Origin of the sequence: Streptomyces yaizuensis (assembly GCF_034961445.1) — a bacterium.
Lineage (GTDB): Bacteria > Actinomycetota > Actinomycetes > Streptomycetales > Streptomycetaceae > Streptomyces > Streptomyces yaizuensis.
The window spans coordinates 72,711-95,552 of the sequence record NZ_BSBI01000002.1 but is presented as its reverse complement, the minus strand read 5'-3'; the positions used below and the strand labels follow the sequence as shown (position 1 = coordinate 95,552).

The 22,842-nt window shown below is 74.2% G+C and carries 17 protein-coding genes and 1 tRNA gene; 3 read left to right on the top strand and 15 right to left on the bottom strand.

The genetic code is table 11. The annotated features are described in order from the left end of the window. Nucleotides 1–83 precede the first annotated feature (83 nt). Nucleotides 84–1,517 carry a tetratricopeptide repeat protein gene (locus SYYSPA8_RS04290; RefSeq protein ID WP_323445589.1) on the top strand — a complete coding sequence of 478 codons (1,434 nt, stop codon included), beginning with the start codon at nucleotides 84–86 and terminating at the stop codon, nucleotides 1,515–1,517. 4 nt (nucleotides 1,518–1,521) lie between these two features. On the opposite strand, the gene SYYSPA8_RS04285 is transcribed toward SYYSPA8_RS04290, so the two are convergent. From SYYSPA8_RS04285 to hppD, 5 genes are all read right to left on the bottom strand, one after another. Further along, entirely contained in the window at nucleotides 1,522–2,181 is a 660-nt protein-coding gene (locus tag SYYSPA8_RS04285) for a class F sortase (RefSeq protein WP_323445588.1), read from the bottom strand. A 1,248-nt stretch (nucleotides 2,182–3,429) separates the two neighbouring features. Next, nucleotides 3,430–4,029: a hypothetical protein gene (locus SYYSPA8_RS04280; protein WP_323445587.1), complete on the bottom strand. Its 600-nt coding sequence runs from the start codon at nucleotides 4,027–4,029 to the stop codon at nucleotides 3,430–3,432. Nucleotides 4,030–4,110: 81 nt separating this feature from the next. Beyond that, nucleotides 4,111–6,207, bottom strand: a complete 2,097-nt coding sequence (locus SYYSPA8_RS04275; RefSeq protein ID WP_323445586.1) for a sensor histidine kinase — start codon at nucleotides 6,205–6,207, stop codon at nucleotides 4,111–4,113. Next, on the bottom strand, nucleotides 6,194–7,003 hold the full coding sequence (locus SYYSPA8_RS04270; RefSeq protein ID WP_323446297.1) for a response regulator transcription factor: 810 nt from the start codon (nucleotides 7,001–7,003) through the stop codon (nucleotides 6,194–6,196). The genes SYYSPA8_RS04275 and SYYSPA8_RS04270 overlap by 14 nt, the downstream gene beginning before the upstream one ends. A 111-nt stretch (nucleotides 7,004–7,114) precedes the next feature. Further along, nucleotides 7,115–8,260: a 4-hydroxyphenylpyruvate dioxygenase gene (gene hppD / locus SYYSPA8_RS04265; protein WP_323445585.1), complete on the bottom strand. Its 1,146-nt coding sequence runs from the start codon at nucleotides 8,258–8,260 to the stop codon at nucleotides 7,115–7,117. Between the two features lie 121 nt (nucleotides 8,261–8,381). Here hppD and SYYSPA8_RS04260 point away from each other — a divergent pair, with 121 nt between their 5' ends. Beyond that, nucleotides 8,382–8,852, top strand: coding sequence for an Lrp/AsnC family transcriptional regulator (locus tag SYYSPA8_RS04260; protein WP_323445584.1), 471 nt, complete (start codon nucleotides 8,382–8,384; stop codon nucleotides 8,850–8,852). Between the two features lie 23 nt (nucleotides 8,853–8,875). Here the strand turns inward: SYYSPA8_RS04260 and SYYSPA8_RS04255 are convergent, their stop codons facing one another. The 5 genes from SYYSPA8_RS04255 to SYYSPA8_RS04235 form a co-directional block, all read right to left on the bottom strand. After that, a complete protein-coding gene (locus tag SYYSPA8_RS04255) occupies nucleotides 8,876–9,664 on the bottom strand; it encodes a S16 family serine protease (protein WP_323445583.1) in 789 nt (262 codons plus the stop codon). Between the two features lie 116 nt (nucleotides 9,665–9,780). Further along, nucleotides 9,781–10,422 (bottom strand): IclR family transcriptional regulator, encoded by a 642-nt coding sequence (locus tag SYYSPA8_RS04250; protein ID WP_323445582.1) that lies wholly within the window; start codon nucleotides 10,420–10,422, stop codon nucleotides 9,781–9,783. A 296-nt stretch (nucleotides 10,423–10,718) separates the two neighbouring features. Further along, the gene (locus tag SYYSPA8_RS04245) at nucleotides 10,719–12,509 is read right to left on the bottom strand and encodes a DEAD/DEAH box helicase (RefSeq protein ID WP_323445581.1); all 1,791 of its coding nucleotides are present in this window, start codon (nucleotides 12,507–12,509) and stop codon (nucleotides 10,719–10,721) included. 181 nt (nucleotides 12,510–12,690) lie between these two features. Further along, complete coding sequence (locus tag SYYSPA8_RS04240) at nucleotides 12,691–12,870, bottom strand: hypothetical protein (protein WP_323445580.1); 180 nt, start codon at nucleotides 12,868–12,870, stop codon at nucleotides 12,691–12,693. Between the two features lie 33 nt (nucleotides 12,871–12,903). After that, complete coding sequence (locus SYYSPA8_RS04235; protein ID WP_323445579.1) at nucleotides 12,904–14,406, bottom strand: MFS transporter; 1,503 nt, start codon at nucleotides 14,404–14,406, stop codon at nucleotides 12,904–12,906. A 183-nt stretch (nucleotides 14,407–14,589) separates the two neighbouring features. Here SYYSPA8_RS04235 and SYYSPA8_RS04230 point away from each other — a divergent pair. Further along, a tRNA-Cys gene (locus SYYSPA8_RS04230) sits at nucleotides 14,590–14,664 on the top strand. 145 nt (nucleotides 14,665–14,809) lie between these two features. Here the strand turns inward: SYYSPA8_RS04230 and SYYSPA8_RS04225 are convergent. The 5 genes from SYYSPA8_RS04225 to SYYSPA8_RS04205 form a co-directional block, all read right to left on the bottom strand. Then, nucleotides 14,810–15,367 carry an AAA family ATPase gene (locus SYYSPA8_RS04225; protein WP_323445578.1) on the bottom strand — a complete coding sequence of 186 codons (558 nt, stop codon included), beginning with the start codon at nucleotides 15,365–15,367 and terminating at the stop codon, nucleotides 14,810–14,812. Nucleotides 15,368–15,440: 73 nt separating this feature from the next. Continuing rightward, nucleotides 15,441–17,759: a xanthine dehydrogenase family protein molybdopterin-binding subunit gene (locus SYYSPA8_RS04220; protein ID WP_323445577.1), complete on the bottom strand. Its 2,319-nt coding sequence runs from the start codon at nucleotides 17,757–17,759 to the stop codon at nucleotides 15,441–15,443. Continuing rightward, the gene (locus SYYSPA8_RS04215) at nucleotides 17,756–19,843 is read right to left on the bottom strand and encodes a (2Fe-2S)-binding protein (protein WP_323445576.1); all 2,088 of its coding nucleotides are present in this window, start codon (nucleotides 19,841–19,843) and stop codon (nucleotides 17,756–17,758) included. The genes SYYSPA8_RS04220 and SYYSPA8_RS04215 overlap by 4 nt, the downstream gene beginning before the upstream one ends. Then, nucleotides 19,840–20,736 carry an FAD binding domain-containing protein gene (locus tag SYYSPA8_RS04210; RefSeq protein WP_323445575.1) on the bottom strand — a complete coding sequence of 299 codons (897 nt, stop codon included), beginning with the start codon at nucleotides 20,734–20,736 and terminating at the stop codon, nucleotides 19,840–19,842. The genes SYYSPA8_RS04215 and SYYSPA8_RS04210 overlap by 4 nt, the downstream gene beginning before the upstream one ends. A 386-nt stretch (nucleotides 20,737–21,122) precedes the next feature. After that, nucleotides 21,123–22,772, bottom strand: coding sequence for a beta-N-acetylhexosaminidase (locus tag SYYSPA8_RS04205; RefSeq protein WP_323445574.1), 1,650 nt, complete (start codon nucleotides 22,770–22,772; stop codon nucleotides 21,123–21,125). Nucleotides 22,773–22,842: the final 70 nt, after the last annotated feature.

Genomic DNA, 22,842 nt, shown 5'->3' with positions numbered 1-22,842 from the left:
ATCGGTGTGAACCCGGCCGCCGTCCGTGTCATGCGCCGGTCGGCATTCCTCGTATGGGCTGATGATGGGCGCACAGTGGCGGCATGGGCAGCGAACGCACGAAGAACGCCGCCGTGGCGGCGATGGTCGTCACCACCCTGGTCGGCGGGGTGCTCATGGTCCTGCGGGACGGGAGCGGCCCACCGCCGCCCGCCCCGGGACCCGCCGCGCGCGCCCGCGCCGCCGCCGTCGCCGGGGCCCCGGCCTCCCGCGCCGAACTGACCGCGCTGATCACCGAACGGACCGCGTGGCTGCGGGAGCACCCCGGCGACGAGGAGTCCTGGGCCGTCCTGGGGACCGCGTACGCCGAGCGGGCCGCCGCCTGGGCGGACTGGGCCGCGCTCCCGCGTGCCCAGAGCGCGCTGGACCGCTCCCTGCGGCTGCTGCCCGCCGCCGACGGGAACACCGAGGCCCTGCTGGGGCTCGCGGCCCTCGCCGGCGCACGGCAGCAGTACACCGCCGCCCGGGACGCGGCCGTCACCGCACAGCGCCAGCGGCCCCGGCGGTGGACCGTGTACCGGGCGCTGATCGACGCGCAGGGCGGGATCGGCGCGTACAAAGCGGTCCACACGGCCCTGGACCGGCTGACCGGCCTGTACGACGGACCGCAGGCACGCGCCCTGTCCGCGCAGGTCTACCGGGAGCGGGGATGGCGCGAGGACGCCGCCGCCAACGCGTACGACGCGGTCGCCGACGGCGGGACCACCGAACGGGCCACGGCCCTGAGCCGCCTCGGCGACCTGGCCTGGGAGCGCGGCGAACCGGCGGAGGCACTGCCCGCGTACGACAGCGCCCTGCGGCTCGCACCCGAACTCCACGGCGCGCGGGCCGGCCGGGCGCGCTCGCTGGCGGCCCTGGGGCGCGCGGACGCGGCCCTGCGCGAGTACGGCACGGCGCTCGCGCGGTTCCCGCTGCCGGAGTACGCCCTGGAGGCGGGCGAGGTGTACGAGTCGCTGGGCCGGCACGCGGAGGCCGAGAAGAGCTACACGGCCCTGCTGGACGCGGTGGCCCGCGCGGAACGCTACGGCGTCGACCAGGAGCTGGTCCGGGGGCGCTACGAAGCGGACCACGGCGACCCGGAGGAGGCGGTCCGGCGGCTCACGGCCGCCTGGGAGGCCGGCCGGCGCAGCTCGCAGATCGCGGACGCGCTGGCGTGGGCGCTGTACCGGTCGGGGGAGGGCCGGGAGGCGCTCGTGTACGCGAAGCGGGCGACCAAGGAGGGGCGCAGCCCGCTGTTCATGTACCACCGGGGCCAGATCGAACGCTCCCTCGGGCTGTACGGGCCCGCCCGCCGGAACATCGGCACGGCACTGCGGGTGAATCCGTACTTCTCGCCGCTGCTGGCACCGGCGGCGAGAAGCGCCCTCGCGTCCCTGGGCGAACCGCCGGCGGGCGGGCCGCGCCGGATGACGGGGCGGGAGGGCCGGATGGGCTCCACCGCCCGTTCCGGTTCCGTCTACGCGGCCGGCCGGCGCTGACCGGTCAGCGGGCGAGGGTCGCGTAGACGATCAGGTTGTCCACGGGGTGGCCCTCGGCGTCGAAGGCCCCGTCACAGGTGATCAGCCGCAGCTGGCGGCCGTTGACCGCCCCGTACACCCGCTCCGTGGGGAACGCCTTCTTGCTGACGGTCTCCGTACGGGTGACGGTGAACCGCGCGATGGCACCTGCGGAGTTGCGGACCCGGACCTCCGCCCCCTTCTCGATCTTCTTCAGATCGTGGAAGACGGCCTTCCCGAGCGCGGTGCTGTTGTGCCCGATGATCACGGCGGGCCCGGGCTCCCCCGGGACGGCGGCACCGGTGTACCAGCCGGCCGACATGCCCCGCTCGGGCGGCGGGACCTGGACGGTGCCGTCCTTGTTGAGGCCGAGGCGCATCAGATCGCTGTCGACACCGAGGGACGGTATGGCGACCCGCACCGGCAGGTCGCGGTTCTCCTTCCCCTTGGCGGGGTCGGCCTTCTTCGCGGTGCCGGTGTCCGTGCCGGTGCCGGTGCCGTCTCCGGAGGTCCGTTCCGGTACGGAGGATGTGGCGGGTCCGTGGTCGACCGCCTGGCCGGTGGCCTCCTGGGTGGCGCAGCCGGCGGCGGCGACGAGGACGAGGGCGGTGAGAGCGAGGGTGACGGTCTGGCGGTACGGGGTCATCAGGTCCTCCAGCGTGTGGGTTGAGTCGCGGCTTCCGGCCCCCGCACCCGCGCGAATACGGCCTCGCGCTGCCCGGGCCGAGACGGAACGGGGTCGTCGCGCTCGTCCGGGGCCCGCCCTGCCCGGCCGTGTCGGTACGGGGGCCCGCACCCTCCTTCCCCCCGGCTGGGGTACCGGCCGCCCTCCGGCTGGTCCGTGGGTGGGGGTGCAGGGTCGCCCCCGCAGGGGATCGGCGGTAAGTCCGGCGTGCGTTGACCGTGGGCCTTGTGTCCGCCGACCCCGAGGAGGTGAGCCCGGAGGCCCCGCCAACCCGCACCACTACCCGGTTCCGGGTCGACCCGCACAAATCCCGCCTCGCCGTCGACCCGAGCAAAATCCAGCCTCTTGGGGGTCCCCCCGGACGGAGTCTGGGGGAGTTTGAGGCGCGGGGGTTTCGGGGGCTGGCCCCCGACGATCACCCGAGCAATTCAGCCCGTCCGGCGATTGAGGACGGACCAGCACCCTGCCCCGCCGCACAGGCGAACCTGCGGGTCCGTCGTCGGGGACCAGTCCCCGAACCCCTGCGCCTCAATCGCCGGCGGGGCTGATTTTTGCCGGGTGATCGTCGGCGCGGCTGGATTTGTGCGGGCTCATCGCGGGCCAGGCTGAGTTTTCCGGGTTGCCGCAGGGGCGGACAGGTTGCCGGGCACATGGCATGTGCGGGCCCGTGTCGAGGGCCAGCCCCCGAGCCCCCGCGCCTCAATCTCCCCCAGACTTCGTCCGGGGGGACCCCCAAGAGGCTGGATTTTGCCGGGTGATCGTCGGCGAGGCGGGTTTGCTCGGGTCGACGGCGAGGCGGGTTTTTGTGCGGGTCGGCCGCCGCGCGGGTGTGGTGCGGGTTGGCGGGGCCTCCGGGCTCACCTCCTCGGGGTCGGCGAGCGTACTCACCAAGTTGAGTGCGGGGCGGGCTCCGCCGATCCCCTGCGGGGGCGACCCTGCACCCCCACCCACGGACCAGCCAGAGCGTGATCGGTACCCCCGGCGGGGGGAAGAAGGGTGCGGGACCCCGTTCCGACGCGGGTTGGGCCACCGGGACCCCGGACGAGCGCCACGCACACGTACCGACACGGGCAGGCAGCGCGAGGCCGACCTCGTACAGGTACGGGCCACCGGGGCCCCGGACGAGCGCCACGTACCCGCATCGACGCGGGTCGGACAGCGCAAGGCCGAACCCCGCTCACCGCGCAGGTGGCCGGGACCGGGCCCAGGTCAGTTCGAAGAGGTCCGGCGGCGCAGGGCGAAGCCACCCGCGCCGGCGAGGAGGCCGAAGACCGCGACGGTCCCGCCGACCATCGCCATCCCGGTCGCACCGCCCGCCGCCGCCAGGGGCTTCTCACCGGCCGCGACCCCACCCCGCGGGGCGACGACCGGCCGCTGCGCACCGTCCGTGCGCTCGCTCAGGTCCACCCGCAGGTCCATCGGCGCGGGCGCGGGCTTGTCCCCGGCGGCGACTCCACCGACCGGGACGCGGACCGGCTGCACCCCGCCGCCCACGGCGGGCTGCACCCGCAAGTCCATCGGCGCGGGCGCGGGCTTGTCGCCGGCGGCGACCCCGCCGACCGGGACGCGGACCGGCTGCACCCCGCCGCCCACGGCGGGCTGCGCCCCCAGATCCTCCCGCGTCGGCGCGGACTTGACCGCCGGCGCCGGGCTGGGGGATTCGGAGCGGGGGGATTCGGAGACCTGGGCGAAGAGGCGGGTGTCGGGCGCGGGCACCGGGGTGGCGAAGGCTCCGCTCGCGGACGCGGCGACTGCGGCTCCCCCCATCGTGACGACGGCGAGGGTGCGCAGAGACAGTCGATGAGTCATGGGGAAGGCTCTCCTTCGGACGGTTCCGGACGGGCTGCCCGGTCACGTCAGCCAATCTGGCGCGTCCGTGTGAAGAAGCTGTCAGACCGCCATGGTCTCCGTGTCAGCGCCGCCGACCGGGCCGACCCCATCCGTGATCGTCCCCACTGGCAGCAGCAGGGTGAAGACCGACCCGTGCCCCGGCTCGCTGACCACCGTCACCTCGCCGCTGTGGGCCTCCGTGAGCTTGCGTACGATCGCGAGCCCCAGCCCGCTGCCGCCGGTGCGCCGGCTGCGGGATTTCTCGGCCCGCCAGAACCGGTCGAAGACATAGGGCAGATCGTCCGCGGCGATGCCCTGCCCGGTGTCGGCGACCTCGACCGCGAGCCGGTCGCCGCGTTCGGTGGCGCGGATGGTGACGGTGCCGCCGCGGGGGGTGTGCCGTACGGCGTTGGAGACGAGGTTGCCGACGGCCTGCCGCAGCCGGACGGGGTCCGCGTGGAGCGCCGGGAGCGTGGGCGGTATGTCGGCGCGCAGGGTGACGTGGGCGGCGTCGGCGCGGGCCTGGTGTGCGGCGGCGACCTGGCCGAGGAGTTCGGTGACGCGTACGGGTACGGGGTTCAGCCGCAGGGCGCCCGCGTCCGCTTCGGCGAGGTCGCGCAGGTCGTCGATGATGTGCTGGAGCTGTACGGCTTCCTCCAGCAGCGAGTCGACGAAGGCCGCGTCGGGTTCGGCGATGCCGTCCTGTGCTCCTTCGAGCCAGCCGCGGATGTTGCTGAGCGGGGTGCGCAGTTCGTGGGCGACGTCGCTGACCATGTCCCGGCGCTGGGTCTCCAGGCGGGCCCGGTGCGCGGCCATGTCGTTGAACGCGGCGGCGAGCCGGCCGACTTCGTTGTCGGCGCCGACGGGCACGGGTTCGGTGCGTTCGCCGTCCTTCATCCGCTGGGCGGCTCCGGTGAGCGCGCGCAGCGGGCGGACCAGCCGGCCGGCGGCGAGGAGGGTGGCGCCGACGGTGAGGGCGAGGACTCCGGCGGCCGCGCCGGCGATCTTCGCGGTGTTGGCCGGGGAGAGGTCGAAGCCGGGCACGGTCGCTCCCTCGGTGTCGCCGATGAACAGCAGCGCGGGGGGCGAGACATGGGCGGAGAGCTGTTCCCGGCGGGAGGAGTCCACGCATTCGGCGATGGCCCGGTCGCGGGCGCTGTCCCGGGGGTCGGCGAAGAGCGTGGACGACGTACCGGCGCGTTCGGCGGGCAGGTCGGGGGCCGGGGAGGGGACCTCGACGGCGGGCCCCTGCCGTACGGGCCCGTTCGCCGCGTCGGACGGCGGGGCGGGCTGCGGCTCGGGGGCCGGGGGGACGGCCGAGAGGTCGACCCAGGCCGGGGCGGCGGTCCGCCAGCTCAGCCCGAGGGTGAGCCGTACCCGGTCGTGGCCCTTCCGCTTGAGGCAGTCGTCGGCGAGGGTGTTGAGCGCGCGCAGGGCCTTGGCCTCGGTGGGGGTGGGTTCGGCGAGGACGTCGAGTGCGCAGCGGGAGTTCTCGGCCTCCTCGGCGTTGTCGCCGACGATCTCGACGCGGGGCCGTCCGCCGGGGCTGTCGACGAGGTCGGAGGCGACCCCCCAGCGGCCCAGGCAGGTGACGATCCGCTGGGCGGTGGCGCGCAGTTCGGTCCGTTCGGCGGCGGGGAGCCGGAAGGGGCCGACGGCGCGGGGGTCGATCCCGTCGGCGCTCTGTCCGCCGGTTTCGGTGCCGCCGGGGAAGTCGGAGCTGAGGGGGTCGACCTCGGCGGCGGCCCGGGAGGGCAGTTCGGGGAGGGTGTCCCCGCTGTCGGGGGCCCCGGCGGCGGGGTCGGCGGCCGAGTCGGCGATGCGCCGCCCGTCGCGGGTGGTGAGGGCGATGCGGCGGTCGTAGGTGTGCGCGAGTTCGCGCACGGTCCGCTGGACGCCCTCCCACTGGGGGCGGGTGGCGGCGTGGCCGCGCAGGGTGTTGTAGATGGTGGTGTCGTCGGTGAGGTTCTGGCCCTGTTGTTCGCGGATGGCGCCGGAGGTGGTCTGGACGGCGAGCCAGGCGGTGGCGGCGACGGAGCAGGCGGCGACGAGCGCGGAGACGGCGAGCAGCCGGATCAGCAGGCTCTTGCGCAGGGGGACCCCGGTCCGGGCCCGGTCCTCCCGGTCGCGGGCCCGGTCGCGGTTACGTGTGCGCACGGCCGCCCGCCCGCCCCGGGGAGTCGGGGCCGGGCGCGGGCGCGGTGGCCGCGGTCGGCTCCCCCGGTGTCATGGGGCCTGCGGGGGGTGTCTGTTTGCGCTGGGCGGCCAGCTTGTATCCGACGCCGAAGACGGTGAGGAGCCGGACCGGCCGCCGGGGCACGGGTTCGATCTTCTTGCGGAGGTTCATGACGTGGACGTCCACGGTGCGGTCGCCGATGAAGCGGGTGAAGCCGTGCAGTTCCTCCAGGAGCCGCTGCCGGGTGAAGACCCGGCCCGGCTGGGCGGCCAGGGCGGCGAGGATGCGGAACTCGCCGGGGGTGCACTCCACGCGGACCCCGTCGGCGGTGACCTCGTGCCGGGTGGGGTCGACCGTGAGCCCGCCGACGCTGAGCACGGGGTCGGGCTCCGGGGCCGGCGGGGCGGGGGGTGCGGCGGCGGGCCGGGAGGTGCGGCGCAGCAGGGTGCGGACCCGGGCCATCAGCTCGCGGGGGCTGTAGGGCTTGGTCATGTAGTCGTCGGCGCCGAGGTCGAGGCCGAGCAGCAGGTCGTCCTCGGTGGCGCGGGCGGTGAGCATCAGGACCGGGAGTTCGTACGCCTCGGCGCGCAGGATCCGCAGGACGTCGAGGCCGTCGACGTTCGGCATCATCCCGTCGAGGACGAGGAGGTCGGGCACGCGGTGGCGGATGCCCTCGATGGCGGCCCGCCCGTCCCGTACGAGGGTGACGGCGTGCCCCTCCCGTTCGAGATAGCGGCGGACCAGCTCGGCCTGTTTGTCGTCGTCCTCGGCGATCATCACTTGTGCGCACACGTGTCCGATCGTAGGCGGACGCGCGGGGGCGGGCGGACGGCCGGCGGTCGGCGGGACGCCGGGGAGGGGCAGGGTCCCGCCGGGCCGGATGGCGGCTCAGAGGTTGCCGCGGCGTTCCTGTTCCCGCTCGATGGCCTCGAACAGGGCCTTGAAGTTGCCCTTGCCGAAGCCCATGGAGCCATGGCGTTCGATCATCTCGAAGAAGACCGTCGGCCGGTCCTGGACCGGCTTGGTGAAGATCTGGAGCAGATAGCCGTCCTCGTCGCGGTCGACAAGGATCTTCAGCTCGCGCAGGGTCTCAACGGGCACCCGGGTCTCGCCGGCCCATTCGCCGAGGGTGTCGTAGTACGAGTCGGGGGTGTCCAGGAAGGAGACCCCGGCCGCGCGCATGGCGCGGACGGTGGCGACGATGTCGTTGGTGGCCAGCGCGATGTGCTGGACGCCGGCGCCGCCGTAGAACTCCAGGTACTCGTCGATCTGCGACTTCTTCTTCGCGATCGCGGGCTCGTTGATCGGGAACTTGACCTTGAGGGTGCCGTCCGCGACGACCTTGGACATGAGGGCGGAGTACTCGGTGGCGATGTCGTCGCCGACGAACTCCTTCATGTTGGTGAAGCCCATGACCTTGTTGTAGAAGGCGACCCAGTCGTTCATCCGGCCGAGTTCGACATTGCCGACGCAGTGGTCGATGGCCTGGAAGGTGCGCTTGGCCGGCGGCTCCACGAGCGGGTCGGCGGCGACGAATCCGGGCAGGTAGGGGCCCTTGTAGCCGGAGCGTTCGACCAGGGTGTGGCGGGTCTGGCCGTAGGTGGCGATCGCGGCGAGGACGACCGTCCCGTTCTCGTCGGTCAGCTCGTACGGCTCGGTGATGCCGCGCGCGCCGTGTTCGGTGGCGTACGCGTAGGCGGCGCGGGCGTCCGGGACCTCGATGGCGAGGTCGACCACGCCGTCGCCGTGCTCGGCGACGTGCCCGGCGAGGAAGGCGCCCCACGGAGTGGTCTGCCGGATGACGGAGGTGAGGACGAAGCGCGCGGAGCCGTTCTCCAGGACGTAACTGGCCGTCTCCCGGGTGCCGTTCTCCGGTCCGGCGTAGGCGACGAGCTTCATCCCGAAGGCGGTCGAGTAGTAGTGCGCCGCCTGCTTGGCGTTGCCGACGGCGAAGACGACCGCGTCCATCCCTTTCACCGGGAAGGGGTCGGCCTCACGCGCGGTGTTCAGGTGGTGATCGATGGTCTCTGTCATGTTCGCAGCCTGCGCCCGTTCCACAAGGTGCGCAATAGTTTGCGCTTTCACTGGGCAATCTGCTGGGTACAGACCCGGTAGAGGGCGTCGTTCTGTACATGATGACCATTGAGGAGTCGTTGTGGCGATCGATCATCTGGACAGCCGGCTGATCGTGCTGCTGGCGCGGGAGCCGAGGATCGGGGTGCTGGAGGCGTCCCGCCGGCTGGGGGTGGCCCGGGGCACGGTCCAGGCGAGGCTGGACCGGCTCCAGGCGCAGGGGGTGATCAGGGGTTTCGGGCCCGATGTCGATCCGGCGGCGCTGGGGTACCCGGTGACCGCCTTCGCCACGCTGGAGATCAAGCAGGGGCAGGGCGCGGACGTACGCACCCATCTGGCGGGGGTGCCGGAGGTGCTGGAGCTGCACACCACGACGGGCCACGGGGACATGCTCTGCCGGCTGGTGGCCCGCTCCAACTCCGATCTCCAGCGGGTGATCGACCGGGTGGTGGGGTTCGAGGGGATCGTGCGGGCGTCCACGGCGATCGTGATGGAGAACGCGGTGCCGCTGCGGATCCTCCCGCTGGTGGAGCAGGCGGCCGGGGACTCCTGAGCCCCGGCGGCGCCCTCAGCGCATCAGCAGGACGGGACCTTGTCGCCGCGCTCCAGGGCCCGCAGCGACTCGACCGCCCCCTTGAGAGTGGCGACGGGGATCAGCCGCAGCCCGTCGGCGCCCCCGGCGCGGGCGTCGGCGCACTCGCCCTTCGGCACCAGGAAGACGGTGGCGCCGTCGCGCCGGGCGGCCTGGGTCTTCAGGGAGACCCCGCCGACCGCGCCGACCCTGCCGTCGGCGGTGATCGTCCCGGTCCCGGCGACACTGCGGCCGCCGGTGAGGTCGCCGCCGGAGCCGTCGCCGTCCAGCTTGTCCACGATGCCCAGCGAGAAGAGCAGCCCGGCGCTGGGCCCGCCGACGTCGGCGAGTTTCAGGGTGACCTTGACCTTCGCCGGGTCCTCGCCGAGGTAGGAGAGCGCGGCCCGGGTGGCATCGCTCTGCGAGTCCGCCATGTCCTTGAGGTTGCGCTCGGTGACCTGCTCGACGGACTGGCCCGGCGGGTAGACGGACTCCCTCGGCAGGACCGAGCGGTCGGTGCGGAACCAGCTGTCGGCCACGTCCCCGAGATCCACGTCGGCGCCGGGCCCGGTGGCGACGATGGTGGTCATCCGCAGGGCGCCGGTGGTCTCCCGGACGGGTGCGCCGCTGATGGTGATCACCGGGGTGCCCTGGTGCTCCCCGAGGACATCGGCGGTGGCCCCGGGCTGGGCGATCACATACGGGAGCGGGGCGAGGGCGGCGACGGCGAGGAGCGCGGCCACGGGGACGGCACTGAGGGCGACGGCGCGGGCGCGGGGCATACGGGAGAGCACCCGGTCAATCTATCCGGCCCGCGAGCGGTACCACCGCCGTGCCCGCGCGCTCCGCGCCCGTGGTGCCGCTCCCCGCCCACCGCAGGGCGTCCACGGCCTCCGGTGCCGCTCCCCGGCTACCGAAGGGCGTCCACGACCTCGCGGGCGGCGTCCATGACCCGGGGGCCGACGCGCTCGGGCACGGAGTCGGTGAGCATCACCACCCCCACGCTGCCCTCGATGCCGGTGACACCGACGAGGGGCGCCGCCGCCCCGCTGGCGCCCGCTTCCAGCTCCCCGTGGGTGAGGGTGTAGCCGGGGTGGTCGGCGTCGCCCTGGCGGGCGGCGAGGATGGCCCGGCCCGCCGCGCCCCGGTCGAGGGGGTGGCGGAAGCCCGCGCGGTAGGCGACGTGGTAGTCGGTCCAGGTCGGTTCGACCACGGCCACCGCGAGCGCCTCGGCCCCGTCGACGAGGGTGAGGTGGGCGGTGGCCCCTATGTCCTCGGCGAGCGCCCGCAGCGCGGGCATCGCGGCCTCGCGCACCAGCGGGTGCACCTGGCGGCTGAGGCGCAGCACCCCGAGGCCCACCCGGGCCCGGCCGCCGAGGTCCCGGCGGACGAGGGCGTGCTGCTCCAGGGTGGCGAGCAGTCGGTAGACGACCGTGCGGTTGACGCCGAGCCGCTGGGACAGCTCGGTGACGGTCAGTCCGTGGTCGGTGTCGGCGAGCAGCTTGAGGACACGCAGTCCCCGGTCGAGCGTCTGGGAGGTCTCCGCGGTCACGACGCCCCCTCCTCCGGAGTGAGTGACGGCTGAAGCCGTCCGCGCCGCGACGCCCGTCCCGTGGCGCCGCCCCCGGAGGCCCGCCGACCGGGCTCCGCGGCCCAACTGCCGCGGGGCGTTTGCATTGTCGGGGACAGTAGCGATCCGGTCCGCTCAGCGGAAGACCTCGTCCAGAATCCGGGCGTGATGGCGCGGGCCGCGGGCTGGTGCGGGGGCGCCGGAACGGGCGGGCGGGGCCGCCCGGCGTTCCGGACGACCCCGCTCCGCTGTGTCCGGGGTGACCGGCGGTGATGGGGTCAGCGCATACGGGTGGCCCACTCCTGGACCTTCTTGATCCGCTCGCGGAGCTGCCCGGCGGTGGCCTCGGCACTCGGCGGCCCGCCGCAGACGCGCCGCAGCTCGGTGTGGATCACCCCGTGGGGCTTGCCGCTCTGATGGACGTACGCGCCGACCATCGTGTTCAACTGCTTGCGCAGGTCGAGGAGTTCCTTGTGGGAGACGACGGGCCGCCGTTCGGCGGGCAGCTCCAGCAGATCGGCCTCGGTGTCGGGCCTGCGGCGGCTGTGCGCGATCTGCCGCGCCTGCCGCTTCTGGAGCAGCATCTGCACCTGGTCGGGCTCCAGGAGCCCGGGGATGCCGAGGTAGTCCTGCTCCTCCTCGCTGCCGGGGTGGGCCTGCATCCCGAACTCGGCGCCGTTGTACATGACCCGGTCGAAGACCGCGTCCGACTCCAGTGCCTCGAAGGGGAGTTGGTCGGCGTCCCCGGTGTCCTCGTCCTCCTGCCGGTTGGCCTCGTCCATCTCCTTCTCGGACTCGGCGTACGGGTCCTCCTCGCCCTCCTTCTTCGGCCGGTCGAGGACGTGGTCGCGCTCGACCTCCATCTCGTTGGCGAAGCCGAGCAGCATGGGGATGGTGGGCAGGAAGACGGACGCGGTCTCGCCGCGCCGCCGCGACCGTACGAAACGGCCTACGGCCTGCGCGAAGAACAGCGGCGTCGAGATGGTGGTGGCGTACACGCCGACGGCGAGCCGGGGCACGTCGACACCTTCGGACACCATCCGGACGGCGACCATCCAGCGTTCGCCGGACTCGCTGAACTCGTCGATCCGTTTCGATGCGCCGGTGTCGTCGGAGAGGACGAGGGTGGCCTTGGTGCCGGTGATCTCGCGGATCAGCTTGGCGTACGCGCGGGCCGAGTCCTGGTCGGAGGCGATCACCAGGCCGCCCGCGTCGGGGATGGACTTGCGGACCTCGCCGAGGCGCTGGTCGGCGGCGCGCAGCACATTGGGCATCCACTCGCCGCGCGGGTCCAGGGCGGTGCGCCACGCCTGCGAGACGGCGTCCTTGGTCATCGGCTCGCCCAGCCGGGCCGCGACCTCGTCACCGGCCTTGGTGCGCCACCGCATGTTGCCGCTGTAGCTGAGGAAGATCACCGGGCGGACGACGCCGTCGCCGAGGGCGTTGCCGTATCCGTACGTGTAGTCGGCGGCCGAGCGGCGGATCCCGTCGTTGCCCTCCTCATACGTGACGAAGGGGATCGGGTTGGTGTCGGAGCGGAAGGGCGTGCCGGTGAGCGTGAGCCGGCGGGTGGCCGGGTCGAACGCCTCCAGGCAGGCCTCGCCCCAGGACTTCGAGTCGCCCGCGTGGTGGATCTCGTCCAGGATCACCAGGGTCTTGCGCTGCTCACAGCGGTTGCGGTGGAGCATGGGCCGCACCCCGACCCCGGCGTACGTCACGGCGACGCCGTGGTACTCGCGGCTGAGGGGCCCCGCGCTGTACTCGGGATCGAGCCTGATCCCGATCCGCGCGGCGGCGGCGGCCCACTGCTTCTTCAGATGCTCGGTGGGGGCGACGACGGTCACCTGCTGGACCACGTGGTGGTGCAGCAGCCAGGAGGCGAGGGTGAGCGCGAAGGTGGTCTTTCCGGCGCCCGGGGTCGCGACGGCGAGGAAGTCGCGGGGCTGCTCCTGGAGGTACTTCTCCATGGCCGCCTGCTGCCAGGCGCGCAGCTTGCCGGCGGTGCCCCAGGGGGCGCGGCCGGGGAAGGCGGGCGAGAGGTGGTGGGAGTGGGAGGCGGTAGTAGTCACGGTCTCCGGTTCGGCGCTGGTCCAGTCACGACGGGTATGACAACCGGGCCACCCTACCGGTGCGACCGCCGTGGGAAGGGCCGTCCGGGACTCCCCGGCGGGCGGTTGAGACCGGCCTCACAGGGCCGCCGGCGAAGGGCCGAAGCCGCCCCCGCACCGTCCTGGCAGGCGCCTTCGGCGCTCATTTCCCCAGGCGGTGCAGCAGGGCGGCGTGGTGCTTCGCGTACGCGGCTCCCAGGCGGCGGACGCTCTCGCGCACCGGTTCGTGGCCGGCTGCCGGCTGCGGTGGGAGGCTCGCGCCGCATGCCTCCGGTTCGGCCGGGCCCTGTTCGCCCGTGGAGCGGGCGTGGAAATCGGACATGCGCGCACCGTATCGAAGCGGTGGCGCCCGGTGTCACCGCTTTTCGGGAGTCGCCACCCGGGTCGCCACCCACGCCCCCACCAGCGACACCACCGCCATCGGCACGAAGACCACGGCGAACGCCACCGGGTTCGAGGAGCCGCCCGCCTCCGTCACGCCGTGGCCCGCGATCGCGCCGCCGCCCAGCGCGGCGAACGCGGCGCCGCCCGCCGTCAGCAGGAGCACGTTGGAGAGGCCGTCGGAGATCTGGAGCGCGGCGGAGTTCGTCCCGGCCTCCTCGGGCGCCGACAGCTTCAGCAGCATCACACTGGTGGAGGCGATCACCAGGCCGAGGCCGAGACAGCCCACGGCCCAGGCGGCGCCCACGATCCACACCGGGACCCCGTCGATCAGCACCGTCGGCAGGGTCGCGATCGCCACCGTGTTCAGCAGCATCCCGGTCACCATCAGCCGCTGCCGGTGCCGCTCCATGCCCGTCCGGGACTGGATGAAGGAGCCCACGGCCCAGGTCAGGCCGCCGACGCCGATGGAGAGGCCGGCCAGGGTCGGCGACAGGCCGCGCTGGGTGACCAGCATCAGCGGGATGAAGGACTCGGCCGCGACGAAGGAGCCGGCGGCCAGGCCGCGCAGCAGCACCACGGAGGGCAGCCCCCGGGCCGCCCGATAGGTCCCCCGGGGCAGCAGCCCGAGGACGGCGGGCACCAGCAGGGCGACGCCGGCGGCGAGCGGGATCAGGGAGAGCCACACCAGGTCCTGCGCGGCGAACTGGAGCAGCCCCACACCCAGCGAGATGCCGAGGGCCAGCCGGATCCGCCGGGAGTCGAAGGAGGTCCGGGGCGCGGTGGGGTCGGCGGGCCCGGAGGCCGTCCGCCGGATCGCGGGCAGCGCGAGCACCAGCGGGAGGATCACCAGGAGGGGCATGCCGTTGAAGACCCAGCGCCAGCCCAGCTCCTGGGTGACGGTGCCGGAGATCAGCGGCCCGACGATCGAGGGGACGATCCAGCTCGCCGCGAAGGCCGCCATGATCACCGGGCGCAGCCGCTCCGGGTAGGCCCGGCCGATGACCACGTACAGCGCCACGATCACCAGACCGCCGCCGAGGCCCTGTACGGCCCGCCCGAGGACGAACATCCACATGGAGGCCGCGGTCCCCGACAGCAGCAGCCCCACCGCGAACGCGGTGACCCCGGTCGCCAGCGGCCGCAGCGGCCCGTCCCGGTCGGACCACTGCCCGGCGAGCACCATCGCGAAGAGGCTGGTGGTGAAGTACGCGGAGAAGGCGAAGGCGTACAGCCCGATGCCGTCCAGCTCCCGCGCCGCCACGGGCATCGCGGTCCCGACGGCGGTGGCCTCGAAGGCGATCAGGAGGACGACGGTGACGATGCCGATGCTGAGCGCCCGGTGGGTGCGCCCGAGGATTCCGCCCTGCTCCTCGTCGCCGGCGCCGGCATCGGCGGCGGGTATTCGGGGCGGGGGCTGGGTGGTCTCGGGCGGCGGCGGCGTGACCTCGGTGTCACGGGGGTCCAGGGCGGTCATGGGCCAAGGGTAAGGGGCATGGGCCACAGTGGTCCCTGTCGCCGGGTGGGACCTTCCCTCGTCCCTTGGTCGTACGACTGTGAACGCGGTATGGCGGGCGTATGGCAGTCGCGTTGCGCCCCCGCCGTCGCTCTTGAGCCGCCGGCGGGCCCCGGCATACGGTTTTGATCAGCAAGAGCACACGGCCGTGTGCCCGAGTGGTTCAGGGACTCGCCTGCAAAGCGAGTTACACGAGTTCGATTCTCGTCACGGCCTCCAGGACAGCGGGAGCGACCACCCCGAGGGCCCCCGACCGGGGGTCCGGGGGTGGCCCCCGAGCAGGCACAGGACGAGGTCGATTCCCGTCACGGCCTCCCCACGCAGCAGGGCGGTACCCCTCGGGGTGCCGCCCTTTCCGCGCTCCTCAGACCCGGGACTCCGCCAGCCGCCCCAGGATCTCCTCCACCGTCTCCGCCGGACTCTGGGACGACGTGTCCAGCCACAGCCCCGTGCGCGGGGTCTCCTCGCGCAGGACGCGGTCCAGGTCGGCGACGGTCGGCCCGGGGCCGTAACCGGTCTTCGGGCGGGCCGACTCGCGGGCGGTGACCGCCGACGGGGAGGGGGCCAGGACCACCACGTGCAGGGGGCGGGTGCGCACGAGGTCGGTGTAGGCCGCCAGTTCCGGGCCGATGACGATGTCCTGGACGACCGCCGTCCATCCGTCGGCCGCGTACAGGTCCGCCGCCGCCGCCGAGAGCCGGTGGCGCAGGCGCAGCTGGGCCAGCGCCTCCGCCGCCTCCGGTGCCCCGGGGGCGCCCATCTCCACCCGTCCGGAGACGCACATCCGGCGGAAGGTGTCGCCGCGGACGTGCGCCGCCTTCGGGAGGCGTTCCGCGAGGGCCTGGGCGACGGTGGACTTCCCGGCGGCCATCACGCCGGTGATCAGGACGACGGACGAGGCGAGCGGGGCGGAAGTGGTCATGCGCGGGACGGTAGTGGGCGCCCCGGGCGCCGGCGCGCGATTTTCACCGTGCGGACGGATCCGGGGCGTCCCGTCAGAGCGCCGGCGGGGACACCGCCGCCTGCGGCCGGATCGGCAGCCGGTTGACCGGGCGGCCCGTGGCGGCCCGTACCGCCGCGGCGACCGCCGCCGGGGAGGTGACCACGGGCACCGCGCTCGCCGCCTTCGCGCCGAAGGGGGCCACCACGTCCCGTTCCTCCACCAGTTTGACGATCCGGATGTCCGGTGTGTCGAGCGCCGTCGGCAGCGCGTAGCCGGTGAGGTCCGGATGCCGGACGACCCCGCGCGCGGTGCGCAGGTTCTCGGTGAGGGCGGTGCCGACCCCGAGGGTCACCCCGGCCTCGATCCGCGCGGCCAGCTGCGCCGGGTTGAGGACACGGCCCACGTCCTGGGCGACGGCCATCTCGACCACCCGGACCGAGCCCAGTTCGATGTCGACGTCCACGACCGCGCGTACGGCGCAGAACGCCATGCCCACGAAGGCGTCGCCCTGCCCGTTCTCGTCCAGCGGCTCGGTGGGGTGGGGGCGGCACTGGGCCGTGGCCCACAGCTCCTTGCCGTCCATCGCCTCCATGACGGTGGTGGACAGCACCCCGTCGTACGAGGTGATCTTGCCGTCGGTGATCTGGAGCAGCTCGGTCGACATGCCGAACTGGTGCGCCAGCGGCTGGAGCAGTTGCGTACGGACCATCTTCGCGGCCCGTTCCACCGCGCCGCCGGAGACCCAGGTGTGCCGGCCGTGCGCGGCCGGGCCCGCCGGGGGCTGGTCGGTGTCGACGGCGGCGACGTGGACCTCTTCGATGCCCAGGGTCTCCTGGACGATCTGCCGGGCGAGGGTGGCGAAGCCCTGGCCGGTGTCGACGGCCGCGCAGATGACCGTGGCCATGCCGTCGTGGACCTTGACGGTGGCGGTGGAGACCTCGTCGGCGCCCTCCGCGCCCAGCATGTGCACCATGCCCAGCGCGTAGCCGACGCCCCGGCGGACCGCGCCGGGCTCGCCCGCGCCCTCGGGGCCACCGGGCAGCAGCCAGTCGTCCTCGGGGGAGTCCTTGGGCAGCGCGGGCAGGGGGTAGTCCCGTACGGCCTGGAGCAGTTCGGCGACGGGCGCGGGGCAGGTGACGGTCTGGCCGGTGGGGAGGATGTCCCCGGTGGCGATCACATTGCGGAGCCTCAGCTCGGTGGGGTCCAGCCCCAGTTTGCCGGCGAGCTTGTCCATCTGGGCCTCGTACGCGGCGCAGACCTGCATCGCGCCCTCGCCCCGCATATGGCCCGACGGGGGGTTGTTGGTACGGACCGCCCACCCCTCGATGAAGGCGTGCGGGACGACGTAGGGGCCGCAGGCGAAGGCGACGGCGGCGGCCAGCGACTCCGAGGAGGAGTCGCCGTACGCGCCCGCGTCCAGCAGCAGCTGGGCCTCGACCTTGATCAGCCGGCCGTCGGCGTCCGCGTGGTGGCGGTAGCGCAGCAGCGCGGGATGGCGGTGGGAGTGGCCGAGGAAGGACTCCTCGCGGGTGGCGGTCAGCTTCACCGGGCAGCCGGTGCGCAGCGCCAGCAGCCCCAGCGGCAGCTGGAAGCCGGGCTCCTCGCGGTCGCCGGTGGCGCCGGGCACCCCGGTCACCACGATCTTCACCCGCTCGGCCTCCAGGCCGAAGCAGGCGGCGGCCAGGTCGCGGTCGGTGTGCGGGTCGGTGGAGGCGACGTACAGCTCGACCCCGCCGTCGGGGCGGGGCACCGCGAGCCCGGCCTCGGCGCCGATGGGCGCGGGGTCCTGGCGGCCGATGCGGTACAGCCCCTCGACGACGACCTCGCCGGTGATGTCGGGGTCGCCGTAGCGCAGCGGGATGTGGCGGATCAGATTGCCGTCCGGGTGCAGCGGTTCGGCGGCGAAGGACTGCTCGGGGTCGGTGACCGGCTCCAGCACCTCGTACTCGACGAGGATGGCGGCGGCGGCGAGCCGGGCGGTGTCGGGGTGGTCGGCGGCGACGGCGGCGATGGCCTCGCCGTGGTGGCGGACGAGGTCGGAGGCGAAGACGGGCCGGTCGGCGATGCGCCGCCCGTACCGGCCGTCCCCGGGGATGTCCTGGTGGGTGATGACCGCGCGGACGCCCGGCATCTCCAGCGCGCCGGAGGTGTCGACGGCGGTGATCCGGGCATGCGGGTACGGGGACCGCAGTATCGCCGCCCACAGCAGGCCCTCCGCCCACAGGTCGGAGGCGTAGGGGAAGGTGCCCTCGGTCTTGGCCCGGGCGTCGGCGGCGGGGAGGGAGGCCCCGATGCCGTGGGCGGGTTCCTCCGGCCGGGGGAACGGGGGGGCCGTCCGGGTCGTCGCGGTGGTGGCCGCGTCGTTGATCACGCCATGCCTCCGTCGTGCGGGTGGGGCTGCACACTACCGGCGCCGGGGGGCGCCTGGTGCGGGATGCGGGCATCCGGGAGCGGGGCGGGCGGGGCTCCGGGGTCCTCCGCGCCGGTGTTCTCCGCCTCCGCCGCCGCGGCGCTCGCCTCGCGTTCGGCGACGACGTGGCGTACGGCGTCGAGGACGCCCCGGTAGCCGGAGCAGCGGCAGAGGTTGCCGCAGAGGGCCTGGCGGGTCTCCAGCTCGGTGGGGCTGTGGTTGCCCTCCAGGAGGTCATGGACGGTCATGGCCATGCCGGGGATGCAGAAGCCGCACTGGACGGCTCCGCAGACGGCCAGGGCCCGCTGGACGTCGGAGGGTTCGCCGTCGGTGGCCAGGCCCTCGACGGTACGGACCTCGGAGCCGGCGGTGGTGGCGGCGGGGACCAGGCAGGAGGCGACGAGCCGGCCGTCGACCTGGACGTTGCAGGCGCCGCACTCGCCCTGGGAGCAGCCGTCCTTGGCGCCGGCGAGGCCCAGGCGCTCACGCAGGACGTACAGCAGGGACTCGCCGATCCAGGCGCCGGTGACGGAGCAGTCGGCGCCGTTGACGCGGAGCCGGTAGGAGATCAGGGGGTGTTCGTCGACGGGGGCGTGCGTGGGGGCGGCGGCCGCCGCCTCGTCCGCCGGGGCCGATGCTTCAGCCAGGGCCGCTGTGTCATGGGGGGTGTCCGCGGCCTGTTCGCGAGCGGGTTCCGGGGCGGGTTCCAGGGGGGCGTCGGCGGCGGGCACCGGCACCGGCTCGACCGGGGTCCCGGAGACGGGTCCGGGCGCGGTCTCCAGGAACTCCGGCGCTTCGGCGACGGGTTCAGGGGCGAGGTCGACGTCCCTGTCCACGTCCACGTCCGCGTCCGCGTCGGCGCCCGTGTCCGGGAGCACGGGGGCCTCGGGGCTCGGGGCCTCACCCACCAAAGCCACGGCTTCCGGTGCTTCGTCCGCCGGACGGCCGGCCGGTCCGTCCCCGGGCAGGACCTCCCCGGGCAGGGCGTCCGGGCCCGTCCGCGGGTGCTCCGCGGGCGTGGCGGACTCGGCCGTCGCGGTCCGCGAGGGCGCGACGGCGTGCTCGACCGCGGGTTCCGGGTGGACGGCCGCAGCGGGCGCGCCGGGCGCCGGGGCGGCCTGGGGCGGGGCGGGGTCCCCGGCGCGCGGCCGGGCCTCCTCCAGGAGGGCTCCGGGGGCCGCCACGGCGCCCTCCTCGGGAGCGGGAGCGGGGGCGGCAGCGGGCGCGGGCGCCACGGCCTCGTCGGGCACGGGCGCCCCGGCGGGCTCCGGCGCCGACGCGGGCTCCACCGGCGGTTCCGGTTCCGCCACCGGCTCGGTCACCGGCTCCGTCACCGGCTCGGCCACCGGCTCCGGTACGGTCCCCACCGCCCAGGGCGCCGTCGCGCCCCCGGGCAGCGTCGCGGGCGCCGAACTCCACTGCTCCTTGAGCATGGCCGTGGTGAACTCGCCCGTCTCGTCGGGCAGGTCGCCCCGGGCCACGGGGATCGTCCACTGGCCGGTCACGTCCGGCTGCTGCCGGGACACGTCCGGGAAGGCCCACTGCTCCGTGGCGTGCGGATCCGCCCCGTGCGTCCCGTGGGTTGCGTGCTGCTCGCCCGCCTGCCCGGCGCCCGGCAGCCCGTGCCCGTCGGTGGCGTGCGGCCCGACCCCGTGCACATCGGCGGCGTGCTGGGCCATCGGGTGCGGCTCGTCCGCGCGGTGGTGGTCGGCGGGCTCGGGCCACCCCTGGCCCGGGTGCGCCGGTGTGCCGCCGGTGTCGTGCGGGACCCGCCAGGCGGCGGGCACCTGCGGATCGGCCGCCGGGGTCAGCGGCAGGATCATCGGCGGTACGTAGTCGTGCCCCGGCGCCTCCAGCGGCGCGGCGTCCAGCGACTCCTCCGGCGGGAGCTGGACGAAGGCGGTGGCGTCGTAGTCGTACTCGCCCTGGGGCGTCGGCTGCCAGACACCGTGCGCGGCCGGGTATCCCTCCTGGCCGGACGCCGGTGCCGGCGGCGCCGGGTAGTCGGGGGCCTGCCGCCCCCGCGGGTTCTTCTCGTCGCTCATGACAGCGCCCTCCCCAGTGCACGCCGGGCCAGCGCGGCGACCGTGCGCCGCAGATGCAGTACGGCCGGGGGGTGAACGGGCTGTTCGACCCCCTCCGGAGCCGGCGGCGGGTCCGGGATGCACGCGGCGGCGACGTACTCGCCGAAGGCCGCCAGCGCCTCCACCGCGAGCCCGCGCTCGCCGTCCCAGTCGATGTACGAGGCGATCCACTGCTCGGCCTCCAGCGGCCGCAGCGGCATCGGTGCGATGGCTCCCACCGCGCAGCGCACCCCGCGCCGCGCCGGGTCGAGCACCACCGCGACGGAGGCGGTCGCGCGGCCGGGCCCGGTGCGGCCGGTCGCCTTCACGAAGACCTGGGGGGCGTGCAGCAGCGGTACGCGGACGTAGCCGATGAGTTCGCCGGGTGCCAGCAGTTCGCGGCCAGCCAGCAGATGCGCCACCGGGATCTCGCGGCGGGCGCCGCCGGCCCCGGCGATGATGAGGTCGGCCTCCAGCGCGGCCAGCACCGGCAGGGTGTCGCCGGTGGGCGCGGCGGAGGCGATGTTGCCGCCCAGGGTGCCCGCGTTGCGGATCTGCGGGGGTCCCGCCGCGCGCGCGGCGGCGGCGAGTCCGGGGATGAGGGCGGCGAAGTCGGGCCGTCCCATGCGGGCGTGGGTGAGACCGGCGCCGAGGACGGCGTGGCCGTCCTGGTAGCGCCAGCCGCGGATCTCACTGATACGGCCGAGGCCGACGAGGCCGGCCGGGCGCATCCGGCCCTTGTTGACGGCCGCCATGAGGTCCGTTCCGCCGGCGACCGGCACGGCGGCGGGCATGGCGGTCAGGGCCGCCACGGCCTCGTCCAGCGAGGTCGGCAGCGTCACCGACCGCGTCGTCTGCGGTGCGTGCGTGGTCACCCAGCTGCCCCTTCCCGGTGTCCGTCCATCCCGCCTGTGTTGCCGTACCGTACGTGCTCACCGGCCGGACGTGGCAACTCTGGCACATCTTCCGGACGCACCGGCGCGAGGGTCCGGCAAGGGCGCATCCGCGCGGGATGCGCCCCATGTGTCGGCGGCGCCCCGCTTTGCCGCCTCTACGGTGCCGTCCGCGACTCTCTCCACGGCACCGCCCGGGCAGGGACGATGCCTGATTTCCACCGTGTTGACGGTACCGGCCGCGTTGACGGCGTTGACGGACTTGTACGACTTGTTCCGCACGGCCGGGTCCGCCGCCCGCGGTTCACCGGTCGCCGCCGCCCGGCCGCCGCCCCGGAGTTCCGGGCCGGCGGACGGGCGGGAGCGGATCAGATGTTCGGGGGCGCGCCCTCCCGCGGGAATCCGGCGACGCCGGGGCGCTTCTGCCACGGCAGCGGGCCGCCCGGCGGGCGGTAGGCGACGCCGAGGGCGTCGAGGCGGCGGTAGTGGGTGGCCATCCGCCGTTCGAAGCCGGCGTAGTCGCGCTCGGCGGATTCGGGCAGGGCGGACCAGGCGACTTCGGCGAAGGCGGCGAGGCGCGGGAAGGCCTGGTAGTCGACGCGGGCCCGCTCCTGCATCACCTCGGTCCAGATATTGGCCTGGGTGCCGATGACATGGGCGGCCGCCTCGGGCGACAGACCCCGCGGAACCGGCTCGAAGCGGTACACGTCCTCCAGGGTGCGGATGTAGCCGATGGGCATCGGCTCGTCGGGGCCGCCGTCCTGCCGGAAGTCCAGGTAGACATGCTGCTCCGGGCACATCACCACATCGTGTCCGGCCTCGGCGGCCGCGATCCCGCCGCCGTAGCCGCGCCAGGAGGAGACGGCCGCGCCGGGGGCGAGCCCGCCCTCCAGGATCTCGTCCCAGCCGATGAGCCGGCGGCCGCGCCCGGCGAGCCAGGTGTCGAAGTGGCGGATGATCCAGGACTGGAGTTCGTCCTCGTCCTTCAGGCCGAGTTCGGCGATCCGGGCCTGCGCGGTCGCGGACGCCTTCCACTGGTCCTTGGGACACTCGTCGCCACCGATGTGGATGAACGGCGCTATATCGGCGGGGAACAGCTCCAGGACTTCTTCCAGGACCCCTTCGTAGAAACGCAGGGTGTTCTCGGTGGGGGCCAGCACATGCGGGCTGACACCCCAGTTCTCCCACGGGGTCAGCGCGCTGGTGTCGACGACATCGGTGTTGCCGAGTTCCGGGTAGGCGGCGATCGCGGCCTGCGAATGGCCCGGAATGTCGATCTCGGGAACGATCCTGATGTGCCGTTCGGCCGCGTAGGCGACGATTTCCCGGATGTCGTCCTGCGTGTAGTAGCCACCGTACGGCTTCTCGTCCCAGAGGTCGGAGAAGCGGTGGCCCCATTTGCTGCGCGTCCGCCAGGAACCGACCTCGGTGAGCTTCGGGTGGCGCTTGATCTCGATGCGCCAGCCCTGGTCGTCGGTGAGATGGAAGTGGAAGACATTGAGTTTGTGCGCGGCCAGCAGATCGAGGAAGCGCAGGACGTCGGTCTTCTGGGTGAAGTGGCGGGAGACGTCGAGCATCACCCCGCGCCAGCCGAAGCGGGGGGCGTCCTCGACGGTGGTGGCGGCGAGGGTGCGCGGCCGGGTGCCGGCGCCGGGGGCGGCGCGGAACGCCTCGGGGCCCAGCAGCTGGCGGAGGGTCTGCGCACCCCAGAAGACGCCGGCGGGGGTGCCGCCGCGGATCTGGACGCCCTCCCCCGTGACCTGGAGGCGGTACCCCTCGGGGGCGAGGGAGTCGTCGACGAGCAGGGTGATGGAGCCCGCGCCGCCCGGGGCCGTGGCGGGGGCGAGCGGGAGGCCGAGTGCCGCCCCGGCGGTGGCACGGAGCCAGCGCGCGGAGGATTCCGTGCCCTCCCCCGCGTACAGGGTGGTCCGGGTACCGGGGGTGAAACCGCCGCCCTCGGGGGTGGCGGTGGAGACCGGTGCCGGAATGAGATCCGGAGGGTTCCCGTCAGCAGTCATGACATCCATCCTTGTTCGTTTTTCCGGGTCGGTGATTCCGGGATACCGGGGGCGCGGGCCCCCGGGTGTT